The sequence below is a fragment of the uncultured Vagococcus sp. genome (assembly GCF_963518325.1).
Taxonomy (GTDB): Bacteria; Bacillota; Bacilli; order Lactobacillales; family Vagococcaceae; genus Vagococcus_D.
On sequence record NZ_CAUQJB010000022.1, the window covers coordinates 45,527 to 62,974 of the forward strand.

A 17,448-nucleotide genomic window follows, 5' to 3' on the forward strand; every position below is an offset into this window, starting at 1 on the left:
TAGGGGTATCTTAATGCTTCTATAAGCGTATCAGATGAGGAAAAACTTCCTGAAATAGAATAAACAAGACGTCTGACTTTCGATTGTCATTAAGTTATTCTGGTCGTTGGTTAGTTAAATCAGTTCTTACAACAAGGACATCGCAATGAGCGTGTCGAATAATATACTCGGATACAGAGCCGATCAATAAGCGTTCGACTGCATTTAGCCCTGTGGCACCAACCATGATTAAATCAATCTCATACTCATCTGGCAATTGGCGAGCTAAAAGTCCTTTTGGCGCTCCGTATTCCACTATTTCCACCACATGTGCTACACCGTTTCGCTTGGCTTTCGCAGATAGGTCAGCCAGTGTTTGTTTAGCTAACTCAGTCGCCTGACTGGCCAGTTCATCATCAAATGAAGAGACTGATTGAAAGGCTCTGGTGTCAATAATATGGGCTAAAAATAATTTAGCTTGATTTCGTTTAGCCACATTAACGGCTTTGGCAAAAGCTAATTCAGATTCATCAGAACCATCGACAGCCACTAAAATGTGTTTGTATTGTTGGATCATGGAAGGCACCTCAATTCAAAAATTTTTATAGTCAATCCTGTTGGTCAGGAAATTAGTTTAGATAAGTTTATGCTAAAAATAGCCGATGCGATCATCACGACTGCAATATAGGCTAGAGCCAAGGACTTGTGGCCTAAAACAAGAAAGACTAAGCCGATTAGTGCTAAGATGAGACAAGTTTTGGCAAACTGTTTAAAGATGGTTTGAATCGGTTCGGGTTGGTTGTCACCGGCCAATACGTGGCTAAAAGACAAGTTATTTTTACGTAAGTAATAGGCGACAAAAAATAAAACGAGAACAACAATAACCAACAAAATTCTAATAATCATATGAAACTCCTTTTTACGGCTCGCAAAAGTGATTCTGTTGGCCTAAATTATAATAGAATAAAAAGCAACTTGCTAGCGCAAATTGCTTTAGTTTAAACTAAAATGGGCAGTATCCGTAGATGCCGTTTATCACGCCGGAGTATTGATCCCGCAGTAAGCAGGTGGGGTTCGCTGTCCAAACGTCAAACTACCAAGTGAAAAGGCTTGTTTTCTTTCTGAACTCGTTGAATCCCGAAGTAATACTAAAAATGTTCGGTCAACACAGATTGGAATGATTCGAACATCACAGATATCCCACCCTTATAATAGCATACTACAATTAAATGAGCAATTCATACCGCTTTCTTTTAATCAGAAAACTGTTGTTACATTGTTGTCTCATGTTTTTTTATTTTGATTAATTCGCTGATATTGCTGGGACAGAGCTTGTTCGTACTTGCCGGTATTTTTTGGCTCGTAGTAGCGGGCCCGTTTGATTTTATTAGGCAAGTACTGTTGATCCACCCAAGAACCAGGTGCGTCATGAGGGTATTGATAACCAACTCCGCGGTTAAGCTCCTCAGCTCCCTTGTAATGGCTGTCTCGCAAATGGTCGGGGATTTCACCGGATTTACCGGCGCGAATATCGTCAATGGCTGCATCTAAGGCCATGTATCCTGAGTTGGATTTTGGTGATAAGGCCAAGTCGATGACGGCGTTGGCTAATGGGATTCGGGCTTCAGGAAAGCCCAATTTTTCAGCTGCTTGGACAGCACTTACTGTGCGGGCGGCGGCAGGTGGATTCCCTAAACCAACATCTTCATAAGCAATTACCATCAAACGGCGACAGATAATCAGTAAATCACCTGCTTCGACTAAGCGGCCTAAATAGTGTAAGGCTGCGTTAACATCACTGCCACGGATTGATTTTTGAAAGGCGGAAATCACATCGTAGTGAGCATCGCCCTTTTTATCATGAGTCAAGGCTTTTCGTTGGACGCATTCTTCGATAATCGAGAGGGTGAGATGGATGCTACCATCTTCTTGAGGCTGAGTTGATTTAACGGCCAACTCCAGCCCATTTAAAGCACTGCGTAAATCGCCGTTAGTGGCCCGGGTCAAATGAAGCATGGCTTCTTCGTCAAGGGTAACGGCCTCTTCTCCTAAGCCACGTTCCTTATCCTTCAGGGCTTGGTTTATGGCTGTTTCGATATCCTCTTCACTAAGTGGCTTGACTTCAAAAATTTGTGTCCGGCTACGAATCGCTGGATTAATGCTGATATAAGGATTTTCGGTCGTCGCACCAATCAAAATAATTCGGCCACTTTCCAAATGGGGCAGTAAAAAATCCTGTTTGGTCTTATCAAGGCGATGGACCTCATCTAATAAGAGAATCACCGTGCCACTCATGCGAGCTTCTTCGGCGACGATTTGCAAATCTTTTTTTGTATCAGTGGCCGCATTTAATAGGCGAAAGGCGTATTTAGTTGAGCCAGCAATAGCGCTGGCAATGCTGGTTTTACCTGTTCCTGGTGGGCCGTATAAAATCATCGATGACAGCATTTTAGCGTCGACCATTCGGCGAATGATCTTACCTGCCCCTACAAGGTGTTGCTGACCAACAACCTCATCTAAATTGCGAGGGCGCATGCGATAAGCTAAAGGTTTATTCATCGTTAACCTCCTTTATATAGATAGACATTGTGTAAAAGGGACCGGTTGTTCCATAGGTTACTGGGACTATCTGGTTCAATTATACCATAGACCAATGGAAGAGTGGCATTGGCCCGTTTACGTTTAAATTGATAATGGGTTGGAGGGAATCAGGCTTGGGTTCATAAGTCGGATTTACGTCTTGATAATAGGTAAATAGGGCTTGCAATTAAGTGAATAGGCACTAATTGCACCGCTCACGAGATCCACTAAACAGATTTAAACTGATCCAAAACAGAGAGCTGTCGGTAGGAGCAAACGATCATAATCAAAGGCTGGTTTAAGTGAGGTTAAGATACAAACGACGGAACAGGTTGACACCAAATGTTGCTGAACTAAATGGGTCATGGTGATTTTTGACAGGTTTCTTTTTTATTAATGATAGCTATTGATGAATTTATTATCAACACTATTTATTATCGTGACGAATTTAATGTTTTTTATGAAGTAAGTAATCATACAGGTGAATTTTTTTTAATTATAGCGTTTCAACGCTCCTTTAGTGAACGGATAACGTGTTAAAGTTATATAAAGAGAATTCGTTTTCTGATTAAAGGGTGGTAGAAAGGAAATCAGATTGTCTTAAAAAGATATAAAACAGTTCAAAAAAGATACTTTTACTGACTATAACCGAACAGAGGTGAAAAAAATTATTGGAGAGGCAGTTTGTCATAAGTTTTTTAAGGGACATAGACATGGCTCTTGAGGCTTATTTCAAACGGGATGTTTCTATGCTTGAACTTGTTTATATCAGTGAGAGGAATTTTAAACAGTTTCTCAAAGGGACTCAACGTAATGGTGGGTGTGAAGGAGAGAGCGCGTATTAAAATAGAAGAGTTCATATTGTCACGTTTTATTGATCGAGGTTGTTTGATGCTAATGCGATGTAGAGGAGATCCTAAAAAATATGAGGGTGTGATTTTTTTAGATGAACGTGTTGAGAGACGGGATATTCCTTAGTGACGGCATCGACAGCTTGACTTCCCGTACTTAAAAATGTGAAAGGGGGCTATTATGCAGGTAAGCGTAAAAAAGAAATCTTTAGTGATAGCAATGTTATTTGTTTGTATCATCTTAGCAGGCTGTAAAGGGAAAGCTGAAACACTAAGAGAGCTATCATACGATGTTAGTAAAAAGACAGACAATGAGATTTACATCAAAGAAAATGGCATGTACTCACCTTATCTCGTTCTTACTGAGGATTATGAAGGTGGTGTCCTGTTACTTAGAAAATACTTATTGGATGACACTAGACCCTTTAAAAAAAATGACAGTCATCTTTGGTCGTCTCATGACTTTGGTGCTTACTACGAAGAAAGTAGTATTGATTCCTTTTTGAATACAGAGTTTATTGAGACCATAGAGGTAAAGGTGAAGGCATCTATTCTGATAAGCGATGTCGTGATATCAAGTAAAAGTAACTTTGGTACCCCAAATTTAGATACACTAACTATTCCTAGAGAAATATTCTTGCTCTCCTTAACAGAATTGACTGGTAAAAATGATGGGTCAAGTGGACCAGAAGGCAAGTACTTAACGTATTTTAAAGATGATTATACTCGCCGCTTTGCCTCGTTTTCTAATGGAGAGGCCTGTCCGTATTGGACACGGCAGCCAGAAATTTGGGATACTTATAATGTTTTTACAATGGGAACACGTAGTGTTAGTGCAGGTGCAGCTGATGTCGAAAGTGGTGTTCGGCCAGCATTTTGTTTACCACCAAGTACACCAGTGGTCATAAGCGATGAAGCAGTGGAGGGGAAGTCAGTATACATTATAAAAGAGTAAAATGCCGCTAAAACGAGTGGTAAAAATGGATCGGTATCAAAAAAATCGAGAGGGGAAAGGAGACGTTTTAGGATGCCAAGATTAAAAATGTTTTTTTTATTGGTGACTAATCTATTTGTTTGTATCATCTTAGCAGGCTGTGAAGGGAAAGCTGAAACACTAAGAGAGCTGTCATACGATGTTAGTAAAAAGACAGATAATGAGATTTGCATCAAAGAAAATGGATTTTTCACACCTTATCTCGTTCTTACTGAGGATTATGAAGGGTGTGTGTTATTACTTAGAAAATACTTATTGGATGACACTAGACCCTTTAAAAAGAATGACAGTCATTCTTGGTCGTATCATGACTTTGGTGCTTACTATGAAGAAAGTAGTATCGATTCCTTTTTGAATAAAGAGTTTATTGGCGCCATAGATTCAAAGGTGAAAGAGTCCATTGTGTTAAGTCATGTCGTCATATCAAGTAAAAGTAACTTTGGCACTCCAAAGCGAGACACGCATACAATTCCGAGGAAAATATTCTTACTTTCCTTAACAGAATTGACAGGTAAAGCTAGAGGGACAAGTGCACCGGAAGGAAGCTATCTAAGGTATTTTAAGGATGATTACAGGCGTCGTTTTGCCTCGTTTTCCAATGGCGAGGCCTGTCCATATTGGACGCGGCAGCCAGAATTTTTTGTTTCCTATAGTGTTTTTACAATGGGGACACGAGGCTATAGCTCAGGGGGGGCTGATATCGGAAGTGGTGTTCGGCCAGCATTTTGTTTACCACCAAGTGTACCGGTGGTCTTAAGCGACGAAGCAGTAGAGGGAAAGTCAGTATACATTATGAAAGAGGAGGAATGATTGATGTTAAAATGGATAAAAAGATGGATTGTGTTAAGTTGCTTTTTTGTGGTGGCATTCTCATGTTCTAATATTTTTCTAGCTGATGAATTGGAGGGTGATGAATTAGGTTTATCTCAGGCAGTATCCCTTGGAGAAGGAGACATACTGGAACAGGGACAAGTAAAAAGTATCGAATTGCCAGACAATCCACCTAAGGTTGAAATAATGACCCAAAATCTTCAAGACAAAAACAATCGTAACGAGGAGAAAGGAACGGAGCGTTACACGGTACTAGTGTTAGACACCTCCTCATCTACAGGATTTGTTGGATCGGATGGCAAATTGTTTTATACAGCAAACACGGCACTTACGCATGTTAAGGCTTCAGCTAAAAAATTTATTGAAGATAGTCAAAAAGCGAATGGGACTAACTATATTGCTGTTGTTCAGTATAAAGGAGCAACATCATCCGTTGTGGCATCATTTTCAACGGATTTAACAAGACTATCATCAGCCATTGACGGACTGTATGCTTCTAGTAACACACGAAATGTTGCTAAAGGAATTTCTGCAGCTGAAATTCTTTTAGATAGTGTGTCAAGTACGACCAATAAAAATGTGGTTCTTTTTACAACAGGGATGACAAATGATGGAGCCCATAATTATGCAGGGCATTATGATGAAAACACAGTTGGGAGTCAGTGGCATCGCAGTGATACACAAATTCGCTTATATGCCTACGCTAATGTGGCATATGCTGCGGCGGAACAACTTAAAAACAAGGCGACTATTTATACGATTGGTCTCTTTCAAATGATGAACGATATGCCAGAAGAAGGAAAAGAAATCGTTCAATTTTTCAAGCTGAGTGCGTTAGAATTAGCGTCCTCAACACGTCACTTCTATGATGTAAAAGATCCCAATGAGTTAGAGTTTGTATTTGGAGACGTGATAGAAAATATCACGAAAAAGACGGGGACATTTAAATACCTTGGGAGCAATCGGGATAATACGGCGACTTATTACTATGATGACGCCTATTTCCAAAAGAGTTCGTATGTCTATAATGAGCATTTGGCAACCATGTCTCTCAATTTAGAGCTTTCAGCCTGGGGAAGTGCCGATGTTGGAAATGATTATACGTTGAAAATGGTTAACGCAGAGAATCTGCTTACTGATATTGGTTTCAAAGATTTTGCTCATAACTATACGGATTTCACTGGTCAGGGCATTATCGGTAAACCAACAAAGGATTCAATTGGTGCCGTTGTAGCTAATAAAGTAATTGAAGAGAAAGGAAAGAAACAGACGCTAATCGCTCTTGCTGTGCGAGGAGGCGGTTATGAAAGTGAATGGGCCAGTAATTTTACTATCGGTCAGAGTGGTCAACATCAAGGCTTTAGTCAAGCACGCGATCAAGTGATCGCATTCTTAAAACAATATGTGAAGCGTCATGAGATTGAGGGAGACCTTAAGCTTTGGATTACTGGGTATAGTCGTGCAGGAGCCACTGCTAATATGGTAGCTGGTAGAATCGATGAAGGAAGAGTATCTTTCCCAAACTGTAATCTGAAATTAGACGATGTATATACCTATACATTTGAAGCACCAGCAGGTTCTGTTACTTCAGATAATGGAAAAACAAGCAAATTTGATAATATTTACAATGTGATAAATTGGAACGATGCTGTCCCTAGAGTAGCTCCTTCAATATGGAAATTTACTAGATATGGCAAGGATGTGAGGCTACCATCTGGAGAAACTCAATCTGAAAAAGTATATCATGCAAATAAAGAAAGAATGCTTACTCAACATAATGACCTCGAGGGGACGTCTCCGTACATTATTGACGATTTTTCCATGAAAAAATTTGATTTCTTATCTGGTGTTTTACCACTGGGTAAGCCTATGATATATGACGATCCAGAGAATGCCCAGTCGCAGGGACTATTTTTACAGAACACTATTACGTTAATGACAAGAGATGTTTTGAGAAACAGAACCTATTATGTGTCAACTTATCAAGAAGGTGTTAGAGAATTGGCGGGTATCGTCTTTGGTTCAAAGCCAGGTACAACAGGAAAAGTAATCGAAATATTTTTGGATATCTTGAAAAATAATTGGGGGGATATTGTCCTGAAATTACCATCTGGTGAGTTGGCAGTTTATCAAGAAGTGTCTAAGATGTTACGGGCAAGTTTGAATGAAGTGGGAATTACAGAATATGATAAAGGGGCATTTGATAAAGCGGCGGCTTACCTTGCAGATTCAGTTCTCGCTTTCTTGTTGCAAAACCCTCATCTTACTGCGACTTTAAAAGAAAATTATAAAGGGATTGGACAAGCGCATATGCCTGAAATTTGTTTGGCGTGGATGCAGTCAATGGATTCCTATTATACATCTGATGCTGCTGGCGTAGACGGCTTTACAAATGGGAAGTATCGGATTGTGCGAATTAATTGCCCTGTTGATGTTAGAGTATTCAATGCGACTGGAGAAGTAGTGACGTCGATAATTAACGATATCCCTCAAAAGCAAAGTAGTATTATTTCAGCATTGAATGAGAATGGGGAAAAGTTGGTGTATCTTCCGACAACAGATGATTATTCAATTGAGATTACAGCAACAGGTGATGGGGTGATGACTTATGCAATCAATGAGTTTAATCCAAATGTCGGTGAAGTAAATCGGTTGTTGAATTACTATGACTTACCAATTAAAAAGGGACAAAAATACCTTAGCACAATCCCAGCCTACAGTGAAACAGAAGTAGGTGATATGACTGAAAAGCCTTCTACCACTGAGTATAAACTTAGTACTGAAGGGGAAGAAATACGTCCAAATGATGAATTAAGCGGAGAGGATGCCTTATCAGCATACTTTTATGTTGAGGCTAAATCAACTGATATGACTTTAGGTTACGCAAGCGGTTCTGGCTCTAGACAGCTTGGAACATTTACTCAAGTTGAAGCGATCCCTCTAAAAGAAAGTGAGTTTCTTGGCTGGTACGAGAAAGATAAACGTCTATCTACAGAGTTAAATTATCGTTTCAGAGTAATGAAAGATGTGACACTTACAGCCAAATTCAAGAAAAAAAGTGGGACTGGAGAAACGGTGGATCCAGATGGGTATTTAATTATCAAGACTGCGAAAGACCTTGATGCAGTCAGAAAAAATCCCGCAGCTAACTACCGGCTTCATGCAGACATAGATCTGACAGATTATGTTTCTAGTACTCATACAAAAGATAAAGGATGGTACCCAATAGGTTATGGCGCACCTTATTTTACAGGTGAAATAGACGGTAATGGGCATAGCATAAAAGGGTTGTGGAGTAGCAAAAAATGGGGAATCTCCTATAAGGGCTTGTTTTCTGTGGCAAGAAATGCCACAATTAAAAATTTGACAATTGAGCTTGCCGATGCCGGTATCGAAGGTGGCTATGAAATTGGGGCGGTGGCTGGAGACGCTCGAGATGGTACAATCATCGAAAATGTCAAAGTAAAAGGTGGTAGAGTTGTTGCCACTGGTGGTGGATACGCAGGAGGCGTTGTTGGATTTGCCTATAGCAGTCTCAATAGTTCACCTGTCAGTATTAAAAATTGTGTGGTAGAGAAAACTCATACTCAGACTAGTGGGAACTATTCAGGTGGTCTAGTAGGTGTGGCTGACAGTGGAACAATTATTGAAAACTGTCAGACGATAGAGACAAGTTCCACAGGTAATTCATACGTAGGAGGGGGAGTCGGTGGCCTTAAAGGTAAGTCAAGTATTGTGAATGCCTACACAACCGGAAGCGTGAGTGCCAAGACGTCTTATGCAGGTGGGCTTGCAGGGGTTGTTTACGAGAAATCGACCGTTAAAGGAGGCCTTGCAAAAGGAGAGGTGAACGCTCGAAATTATGCAGGTGGGTTGATTGGGACCTTGTACGGTAGCTCTATATTAGAACAAAGTGGTGCCTATGGCAATGTCAGCACTATTAGCTATATAGCAGGTGGGCTTGTTGGTGAAGTATCTGCTGCTACCATCAGTGACAGCTACGCCCAAGGGAATGTGAAAGGAACAACAGGTACGGGGGGATTAGTTGGTTATTTTGCTGGGTCTGGTAAAGATACTAACAGTCTTGCGAAGTCTGTTAAGAATTGTTACGCTTCGGGAAATGTTAGCGGTAGTGGAACAGCAGAATATGGAAGTTTCAATGGGCGTTCTGGTGTCAATTATCTCGGAACGAATTTCTATAATCGTGATAGTACTAATAACTTAAGAGCACACGGTAATAGCGGTAATCCAAGTGGGGAAAAAGGGGCATTTCCAGTAGGCTTGTCTAATAAAGAAATGAAACAGCAGAAGATGTTTACTGGTTGGAACTTTGATACAATCTGGACGATTAATGAGGAGAAAAGTTATCCATTCATTGCGCCATATTTTGAAAAGTGAAAAAAGGAATGAGGAAATCATGGGAAAATGAAGAGGTCTTTTTTACTCGAAGATGTTGAGCATGAGACAATTGGTTGACTTTAATAAATCCTTGAGAGCAGGACGCTAATTCTGGCTTCCCGTGGGAAATAGATCGTAGAAAAGATTTATAATTCTTGTTGTTGGTTTAAACATCTAGGTGCCTATATTGGCCTGGATGTTTTTTTGCCTCTTGTATTTGACTTCTTAATGCTGGGGGATTAGCATGGAAATACTAATATCAGTATGGGTGTCACTTGAGCCATAACATTAATGACAGTGAAAAAAATACCAGTAACATAACTTACAGATGCAGCCAAAAGCTAACGACAGAGACAGCAATCAAGCCATCCAAAACCCCGATAAGGATGCCGCCTAGGACATCACTTGGGTAGTGTACCATTAGATAGAGACGGGAAAGTGCAACAATCACAGAGACTGTCAAAGCAATCCAGCCGGCCAAGGGATTAAGAAAAAAGAGGATTGTCGTACTGGCAAATGAGATAGTGGCGTGACCAGATGGGAACGAAGAGCTGCTCGGTGTCTTAATGTCCAGCTGGATGTCAGGGTTGTTTTGAAAGGGTCGTTTTCGCACGGCCAGCTTTTTGATGAGTTGGTGACAGACTAAAAAATAAAAGGCATCACCAAAGATAATCATATAGCCGTAGGGTTGATGACCTGTAAAGATTAGCAGGAGGGCTAAACAAACCCACATGATGCCGCCATTGCCAATCGTGTTAATGAATCTGGCAATTTGCGTCAACAAACGTAAACGGGGTATCTGTTGAATATAGCGAATGAGTTGTTGGTCGTAGTATTGGATGGTTGAAAACATAAGGAGCTCCTTTTGATTGTCAGATTTAGCTACAAATTGATATAGGCAAAGTATACGTTTTTTTAAGTGAATTATCAAATGTCAAAAAGTAGTAAATAGACGAGTCATGAGAGAAGATGATAGTAGCATTTCAAGGCACTATCTTGTATGATAAAATAGATACATTACGACAGTAATCAAACATCTAATTTAACAGCATTATCAGTTAAACGTCATGCAGATACTGGTTATTAAAATAGAAATTATATAGCAGAATGTACCAAGAAAGGATTACAACTGATGAAAAAAGAACATATGTTGACATTTTTAGAAAAACAATTAGAAAAAAACTTAGGGGATTATGATTTCGCTATTGACTGGGATGCTAAAAGCCATACGGTCGAAGTCATTGCTGTCTTGTATGCACAAAATCAAGGAAGCGAAGCGATTGCTGATTTAGATGGTATCGAGACAGAAGAAGAAGTTATTGAATTCGAAGATAGCGTGCTGTTGTATGATCCAGCTAAAGGCGATGTTGTCGATCAAGAAGATTACTTGGCTGTTATCCCGTATGAAGGCAAAAAAGGCATTCAAAAGAAAGTCTTAATAACCTTGGCGAAGTACTTAGGTCAGGTCTTAACTGAAGGCGAAAGTGATTTAATGGACTTCCTAGCAAATGAAGACGCGGAAGTATTTGAGTTGCAGTGGAACCAAGTTGAATTTGAAAAACAATTAGCAGATGCTACAGGACCGACTGAGTACGTTCCTTATCCTAAATACTAGAAGGGACGAAGAAAGATGAAATGGACTGAAGTAAAAGTAACCACGGCTAGTGAAGCCGTGGAAGCAATATCGAATATTATGATGGAAGCAGGAGCTAGCGGGGTTGCCATTGAAGATGCCTTGGATGTGACGAACTTTGTAAGTGATAAGTTTGGCGAAATTTTAGATGCCACTGACTTTGATCATATTAAAGAAGGGGCCATTGTGATGGCTTATTTTCCGGAAACGGCCTTTTTACCAGAAATTTTACCGACGATTAAACAAAAAATTAATCAGTTACCTGAGTTTGGTTTAGCCATTGGGGCTAACACTGTGGAAATTAATGAAGTGGCGGAAACGGATTGGGCCACTGCTTGGAAAAAATATTATCACCCAGTGTCGATTAGTCGTTATTTAACAATTGTGCCGAACTGGGTAGATTATCAAGCTAAAAATGCCGATGAAAAAATTTTAAAGCTGGATCCAGGCATGGCCTTTGGGACAGGGACGCATCCGACAACGATGGTTAGTTTACACGCCCTGGAAATCGTCTTACGAGGCGGCGAAACAGTGTTAGATGTGGGAACAGGGTCAGGGGTGTTAAGCATCGCCAGCAAGCATTTAGGTGCCAAAGACGTCTATGCTTATGACTTGGATGATGTGGCAGTGACCGCCGCGCAAGAAAACATGGATTTAAATCCGATTGCCACAGATGTTCATGTCAGCGCCAATGATCTGTTGACGGGGATTGAGATTCAAGCCGATGTAATCGTGGCGAATATTTTGGCGGAAATCATTTTGCGATTGATTCCTGATGCTTGGCGTTTAGTTAAGCCTGGTGGGAAATTTATCGTCTCAGGGATTATTGAAGATAAAAAAGCAGAAGTGCTGGAAGGCCTGCTGGAAATTGGGTTTGAAGTGACTGAAATCTTGCAGCAAGCCGATTGGTTTGGCATTATTTTAACGAAACCAGCCAGTGATCAAGAGTAAAAATAAGTTGAATTGTCAGGGAGAGTTGTGAATGCAACGGTATTTTGTGGAGCAGGCGTATCAGACCGCAGTTGATCAGGGATTATCTTTAATAGGAGAGGACTATCACCATGCGGTCAATGTGATGCGCATGAAAGAAACCGACCAGTGTTATCTGGTCTTTCAAGATGAAGTGGCCATCAAAGCTGAGGTAACGCGTATCTTACCTGAGACAGTAGAATTAAAAGAAGTGGCACGTGAGGAGCAAACCAAGGAGCTACCGATTCATGTGACAATTGCCTGTGGCTATCCCAAAGGTGACAAGCTGGATTTGGTCGTCCAAAAGGGGACAGAGTTGGGAGCCCATGATTTTATTGGGTTTCCTAGTCAGACATCTGTTGTTAAATGGGATGGCAAGAAGTTAGCCAAACGGCAGGACCGTCTAAGTAAAATTGCCAAAGAAGCTGCTGAGCAATCTCATCGTCAAGTTCAGCCAACAGTGACCATGTTTGAGCAAGCAGCGCCCTTTTATGAGAGTTTCAGTGGTTATGATCAGATTTTAGTGGCTTACGAGGAAGCAGCTAAAGCTGGTGAGAAAGCTCGCTTGGTGCAAACCATTCAAGAGATGTCTCAGGGACAAACACTACTTGTTCTAATTGGCCCAGAAGGGGGCTTTTCAATGAAAGAAGTCAGTTTCTTTGAGACCTTGGGCGCCAAGATATGTGGTCTTGGTCCACGTATTTTACGAGCAGAAACGGCTCCGCTATATTTGTTAAGTGCAATTAGTTATCAGTATGACTTATTGGAAGTCTAAAAGAATTTGGAACCATTCATCAATGAATGGTTCTTTTTGCAGTATCAAAGGATGTTCGGTAATCATCTTATAAGTAAAGGGTAGCCTGACATATGGTATAATAATGAGACAACAAACAGAGAGGATTTCAATGATGATGGAATGGGATATCAAAGAAATAATTGAGGCACAACGCTTATTTTTCCGCAGTCAGCAAACAAAATCAGTGGACTTTCGCTTAAGACAACTTAAGCAGTTGGAGCGATTGCTTAAAGATCATGAAGAGGCGTTGATTGAGGCCTTAAAGCAGGATTTAGGCAAACATTCGAATGAATCCTATATGACGGAGATCGGCCTGCTGTATCATAATCTTAAAGAAGCTCAAAGCTCACTAAAATGGTGGAGTCGACCCAAAAAAGTGGCGACACCGCTCTTTTTAATGCCTGCTAAAAGTTACATCACACCTAGTCCATATGGCTCTACCTTGATTTTAAGTGCGTATAACTACCCCTTACTCTTGTCTTTAGACCCTTTAATCGGCGCCATTGCTGGTGGTAATGTGGCATTGGTGGGGTTGTCGGAGTACACACCACATGTTAATCAGGTTTTATTTGAGGTCTGTCCCAAGTATTTTTCGGCTGATTATGTATCTGTTTTTGAGAGTAATAAAGAGCGAAATACCCAGATTTTAAAGGAACGCTTTGATAAAATATTTTTTACCGGCAGTACCACAGTAGGACAAATTGTCTTAGAGGCAGCTAGTCAACATTTAACGCCCGTCACTCTTGAATTAGGCGGTAAAAGCCCCGCACTAGTCACGGGACATGCTGATTTGAATTTAGCAGCAGAGCGGATTATTTGGGGAAAGCTGTTGAATATGGGGCAAACCTGTATTGCCCCAGACTATTGTTTAGTTGACGAAACAATGGCGGAGGAGTTCATGTCGTTGTTGGCGCACAAAATAACAGCTCTTTACGGTGAGAATAGCCAAGTGTCTCCTGATTATGGAAGAATCGTCAATCAGCGACACTTCAATCGTTTACAAGGGATTCTTGAGAAGGACGCCAGTCAGATTGTCTTAGGTGGCAAAATCGATAAGGCCGATTTATTCATTGAACCAACGATTATTCAAGGTACCCTAGCCTCAGAGTTAGGAGCTATGAAGGAAGAATTATTTGGACCGATTCTGCCAGTCTTAAGCTACAGTCGTTTAGATGAGGCTTTATCGTATATTGAGGAACGGGAAGCACCATTGGCCTTTTATCCCTTTTCAAACGATAAAGCAGAAATTCAAAGAATCATTGACCGAACTCAATTTGGTGGAGCCACCATTAATGACACCATCTTGCATCTTAGTAATTCGCAACTGCCATTTGGTGGTGTGGGGCATTCAGGCATGGGCCATTACCATGGTCGCTACAGCTTTGAATGCTTTACACATCAGCGTTCTGTCTTAGAGCGGAAAACATATTTACCATTAAAACTAATGTATGCACCTTATACAAAGATAAAAGATAAATGGATTCGCCGTTTCTTAAAATAGCCATTAGTTAGTCGCTTATTGAAATGCCGGCTTAAAATTTGTATAATACATACATCCCGTAAAATAACTCGGAATAAGACAGTCGATGAATCAAAGCTAAAACTGTCACAGAATCATCATAATTAATTGAAAGAATCGCCAAAAACCATATAAAGATAGTTCGCTAGAAATAGAGGACAACGGACCATTAAGTTAGAGGAGTGAAACACATGCCAAAAGATGAAGTATTAACTGGACCAACGGTGATTAAAATTGTGTCAAATTATATGAGCCCGGAGCATGTTGCCTTTGTCAAAAAAGCATGTGACTTTGCAACAGAGGCTCATGCGCTTCAGACACGCCAATCAGGGGAGCCTTATATTGTTCATCCGATTCAGGTTGCCGGTATTTTGGCCGAGTTGCATATGGATCCTCATACCGTTGCTACAGGGTTTCTCCACGATGTTGTGGAAGACACGGATGTAACGTTAGATGATTTAAAAGCAGAGTTTGGCTCGGATGTAGCCATGTTAGTCGATGGGGTAACAAAATTAGGTAAAATTAAATATAAATCTCATGCGGAACAACTAGCGGAAAATCATCGCAAGATGTTATTGGCCATGGCGGAAGACTTACGTGTGATCATGGTGAAGCTGGCCGATAGATTGCACAATATGCGTACCTTGCGCCATTTGCGTGAGGATAAACAGCGTCGCATTGCTCAGGAAACGATTGAAATTTACGCGCCACTGGCACACCGTTTGGGGATTAGTCGGATTAAGTGGGAGTTGGAAGATACGGCTCTTCGTTATTTAAATCCAAATCAATATTATCGTATTGTTAATTTGATGGATTCTAAGCGAGACGAGCGGGAAGCCTATATTGAAGAGACGGTGGAACAGATTCGCTTGTCAACAGAAGAATTGGATATCTTTGCTGAAATCTATGGTCGACCGAAACACATCTACTCGATTTATCAGAAGATGAAAGACCAGAAAAAAGAGTTTGAAGAAATTTACGATTTATTAGCGATTCGTGTTGTGGTGGATACAATTAAGGATTGTTACGCTGTTTTAGGCGCTATTCATACAAAATGGAAGCCCATGCCTGGCCGTTTTAAAGATTATATCGCCATGCCGAAAGCCAATATGTACCAGTCCTTGCATACAACGGTGATTGGACCGAAGGGGAATCCTGTGGAAGTTCAAATCAGAACCCATGAAATGCATGAAATCGCCGAGTTTGGGGTTGCGGCTCACTGGGCTTATAAAGAAGGCAAGACAGAAAAAACGCAGGATGACGGCACTGGCAAACAATTAAGTTGGTTCCATGAAATCATTGAATTACAAGATGAAAGCTACGATGCTTCCGAATTTATGGAAAGTGTGAAGGGTGATATTTTTAGCGACAAAGTCTACGTCTTTACACCAAAGGGCGATGTGACGGAACTGCCAAAAGGATCTGGTCCCCTTGATTTTGCGTATAATATTCACACGGAAATCGGTAATAAAACCACTGGTGCCAAGGTTAATGGCAAGATGGTGCCATTGGACTACAAGATGAAAAATGGCGATATTATTGAAGTGCTGACCTCAGCTAATTCATTTGGCCCAAGTCGTGACTGGGTCAATATGGTGGCCACCTCAAAAGCCCGCAACAAGATTAAACGGTTCTTTAAAGTTCAAGATCGTGAGATGAATATTAACAAGGGAAAAGATGCTGTTGAGAAACAACTTCAAAGTCAGGATTTTAGACCGAAGGATTTTCTAAATAAAACGGCGCTGGCAGAGACCCTTGATCGCTTTAATTTTCAAAGCGAAGACGATATGTATGCGGCAGTTGGCTTTGGTGAAGTGACGGCTCAAATCGTGGTCAATCGTTTAACGGAAAAAGCGCGCCGTGAACAGGAAAAAGAGCGTCAAAAACAAGAGGCTGAAGAGTTGATGAAGCAACCGGTGAAAAAAGAGCCGGATAAAATGAAAGTTCGCCATGAAGGTGGCATTGTCATCCAAGGGGTGGATAATCTGCTAGTACGCATTAGTCGGTGTTGTAATCCGGTTCCTGGCGATGAGATTGTGGGCTATATTACGAAAGGTCGAGGGGTTTCGATTCATCGGGCAGACTGTCCTAATATCGTCAATAACGAAGAGGTTCAACAACGCCTGATTGACGTGGAGTGGGAAGATACTGCGGCGGAAAGTGGCAAAGAATACAATGCTGACTTAGAGGTGTACGGTTATAATCGCTCGGGCTTACTTAATGATATTTTAATTGTGGTTAATTCTGCCACTAAAAATTTGATTGGGGTTGAAGCCAAGCCAACTAAAAATAAAATGGCAGTTATTTTACTGACTGTTTCCATCCAAAATTTAGCTCATTTAGAACGAATTGTGGATAAAATAAAAAATGTACCAGATGTTCACAGTGTTCGACGAACAAATGGTTAGCTCATTAGGAAGGTGAAAAGCATGAAAGTCGTGTTGCAAAAAGTCAGTCAAGCGTCGGTCAGTGTGGATCAGCAGGTGATTGCTAATGTGGGCCTGGGCTTGATGTTGCTTGTGGGAGTGAAGACAGGCGATACGGAGAAGGATGCAGATTATTTGGCTAATAAAATTAGTAAAATGCGAATTTTTGAGGACAGTGAGGATAAGATGAATTTATCGGTTCATGATGTTAAGGGGGAGGTTTTATCTATTTCCCAATTTACCTTACTGGCCAATACTAAAAAAGGCAATCGGCCAAGTTTTACTGAAGCGGCTAAACCAGATGAAGCTACGGCACTTTATGACTACTTTAACGAGAAGTTAAGAGAGACTGGACTTTCCGTTTCAGAAGGGCAGTTTGGCGCACATATGGCCGTTAGCTTAGTAAATGATGGGCCTGTGACGATTGTACTTGACTCAGAAAATAAATAACATAAAAAAGAAGTCGTCTCAA

13 protein-coding genes and 1 other RNA gene are annotated in these 17,448 nt (G+C 40.8%); 9 read left to right on the forward strand and 5 right to left on the reverse strand.

Annotated features, from left to right (window positions below; translation table 11 throughout):
- Nucleotides 1-94 precede the first annotated feature (94 nt).
- From RWN13_RS16100 to RWN13_RS16115, 4 genes are all read right to left on the reverse strand, one after another.
- Nucleotides 95-556, reverse strand: a complete 462-nt coding sequence (locus RWN13_RS16100; RefSeq protein ID WP_314065670.1) for a universal stress protein — start codon at nt 554-556, stop codon at nt 95-97.
- 44 nt (nt 557-600) lie between these two features.
- Nucleotides 601-885 (reverse strand): hypothetical protein, encoded by a 285-nt coding sequence (locus RWN13_RS16105; protein ID WP_314065673.1) that lies wholly within the window; start codon nt 883-885, stop codon nt 601-603.
- Nucleotides 886-991: 106 nt separating this feature from the next.
- A non-coding RNA gene (ssrS, locus tag RWN13_RS16110) (6S RNA) lies at nt 992-1,180 on the reverse strand.
- Nucleotides 1,181-1,263: 83 nt separating this feature from the next.
- Nucleotides 1,264-2,538 (reverse strand): replication-associated recombination protein A, encoded by a 1,275-nt coding sequence (locus tag RWN13_RS16115; RefSeq protein ID WP_314065675.1) that lies wholly within the window; start codon nt 2,536-2,538, stop codon nt 1,264-1,266.
- Between the two features lie 1,053 nt (nt 2,539-3,591).
- Here RWN13_RS16115 and RWN13_RS16120 point away from each other — a divergent pair.
- The 3 genes from RWN13_RS16120 to RWN13_RS16130 all read left to right on the forward strand — a co-directional run bounded on the left by RWN13_RS16120 (nt 3,592) and on the right by RWN13_RS16130 (nt 9,633).
- Complete coding sequence (locus tag RWN13_RS16120) at nt 3,592-4,365, forward strand: DUF6273 domain-containing protein (RefSeq protein WP_314065676.1); 774 nt, start codon at nt 3,592-3,594, stop codon at nt 4,363-4,365.
- Between the two features lie 72 nt (nt 4,366-4,437).
- Entirely contained in the window at nt 4,438-5,214 is a 777-nt protein-coding gene (locus RWN13_RS16125; RefSeq protein WP_314065678.1) for a DUF6273 domain-containing protein, read from the forward strand.
- Between the two features lie 3 nt (nt 5,215-5,217).
- Complete coding sequence (locus tag RWN13_RS16130; protein ID WP_314065681.1) at nt 5,218-9,633, forward strand: VWA domain-containing protein; 4,416 nt, start codon at nt 5,218-5,220, stop codon at nt 9,631-9,633.
- A gap of 322 nt (nt 9,634-9,955) precedes the next feature.
- Here the strand turns inward: RWN13_RS16130 and RWN13_RS16135 are convergent, their stop codons facing one another.
- Nucleotides 9,956-10,486, reverse strand: coding sequence for a phosphatase PAP2 family protein (locus RWN13_RS16135; RefSeq protein ID WP_314065683.1), 531 nt, complete (start codon nt 10,484-10,486; stop codon nt 9,956-9,958).
- Between the two features lie 279 nt (nt 10,487-10,765).
- Here RWN13_RS16135 and RWN13_RS16140 point away from each other — a divergent pair, with 279 nt between their 5' ends.
- The 6 genes from RWN13_RS16140 to dtd all read left to right on the forward strand — a co-directional run bounded on the left by RWN13_RS16140 (nt 10,766) and on the right by dtd (nt 17,426).
- Complete coding sequence (locus RWN13_RS16140; protein ID WP_314065684.1) at nt 10,766-11,248, forward strand: DUF3013 family protein; 483 nt, start codon at nt 10,766-10,768, stop codon at nt 11,246-11,248.
- A 15-nt stretch (nt 11,249-11,263) separates the two neighbouring features.
- Complete coding sequence (gene prmA, locus RWN13_RS16145) at nt 11,264-12,217, forward strand: 50S ribosomal protein L11 methyltransferase (RefSeq protein ID WP_314065686.1); 954 nt, start codon at nt 11,264-11,266, stop codon at nt 12,215-12,217.
- Nucleotides 12,218-12,248: 31 nt separating this feature from the next.
- Nucleotides 12,249-13,010, forward strand: a complete 762-nt coding sequence (locus RWN13_RS16150; protein ID WP_314065687.1) for a 16S rRNA (uracil(1498)-N(3))-methyltransferase — start codon at nt 12,249-12,251, stop codon at nt 13,008-13,010.
- A gap of 130 nt (nt 13,011-13,140) precedes the next feature.
- Nucleotides 13,141-14,532, forward strand: a complete 1,392-nt coding sequence (locus RWN13_RS16155) for an aldehyde dehydrogenase family protein (protein ID WP_314065690.1) — start codon at nt 13,141-13,143, stop codon at nt 14,530-14,532.
- A 209-nt stretch (nt 14,533-14,741) separates the two neighbouring features.
- The gene (locus tag RWN13_RS16160) at nt 14,742-16,958 is read left to right on the forward strand and encodes a bifunctional (p)ppGpp synthetase/guanosine-3',5'-bis(diphosphate) 3'-pyrophosphohydrolase (protein WP_314065693.1); all 2,217 of its coding nucleotides are present in this window, start codon (nt 14,742-14,744) and stop codon (nt 16,956-16,958) included.
- Between the two features lie 21 nt (nt 16,959-16,979).
- Nucleotides 16,980-17,426: a D-aminoacyl-tRNA deacylase gene (gene dtd / locus RWN13_RS16165; protein ID WP_314065696.1), complete on the forward strand. Its 447-nt coding sequence runs from the start codon at nt 16,980-16,982 to the stop codon at nt 17,424-17,426.
- Nucleotides 17,427-17,448: the final 22 nt, after the last annotated feature.

Bases quoted from the DNA above. Each gene is read 5' to 3' on its own strand.
- RWN13_RS16100 (WP_314065670.1), bottom strand. From the start codon at position 556: ATGATCCAACAATACAAACACATTTTAGTGGCTGTCGATGGTTCTGAT.
- RWN13_RS16105 (WP_314065673.1), bottom strand. From the start codon at position 885: ATGATTATTAGAATTTTGTTGGTTATTGTTGTTCTCGTTTTATTTTTT.
- RWN13_RS16115 (WP_314065675.1), bottom strand. From the start codon at position 2,538: ATGAATAAACCTTTAGCTTATCGCATGCGCCCTCGCAATTTAGATGAG.
- RWN13_RS16120 (WP_314065676.1), top strand. From the start codon at position 3,592: ATGCAGGTAAGCGTAAAAAAGAAATCTTTAGTGATAGCAATGTTATTT.
- RWN13_RS16125 (WP_314065678.1), top strand. From the start codon at position 4,438: ATGCCAAGATTAAAAATGTTTTTTTTATTGGTGACTAATCTATTTGTT.
- RWN13_RS16130 (WP_314065681.1), top strand. From the start codon at position 5,218: ATGTTAAAATGGATAAAAAGATGGATTGTGTTAAGTTGCTTTTTTGTG.
- RWN13_RS16135 (WP_314065683.1), bottom strand. From the start codon at position 10,486: ATGTTTTCAACCATCCAATACTACGACCAACAACTCATTCGCTATATT.
- RWN13_RS16140 (WP_314065684.1), top strand. From the start codon at position 10,766: ATGAAAAAAGAACATATGTTGACATTTTTAGAAAAACAATTAGAAAAA.
- prmA (WP_314065686.1), top strand. From the start codon at position 11,264: ATGAAATGGACTGAAGTAAAAGTAACCACGGCTAGTGAAGCCGTGGAA.
- RWN13_RS16150 (WP_314065687.1), top strand. From the start codon at position 12,249: ATGCAACGGTATTTTGTGGAGCAGGCGTATCAGACCGCAGTTGATCAG.
- RWN13_RS16155 (WP_314065690.1), top strand. From the start codon at position 13,141: ATGATGATGGAATGGGATATCAAAGAAATAATTGAGGCACAACGCTTA.
- RWN13_RS16160 (WP_314065693.1), top strand. From the start codon at position 14,742: ATGCCAAAAGATGAAGTATTAACTGGACCAACGGTGATTAAAATTGTG.
- dtd (WP_314065696.1), top strand. From the start codon at position 16,980: ATGAAAGTCGTGTTGCAAAAAGTCAGTCAAGCGTCGGTCAGTGTGGAT.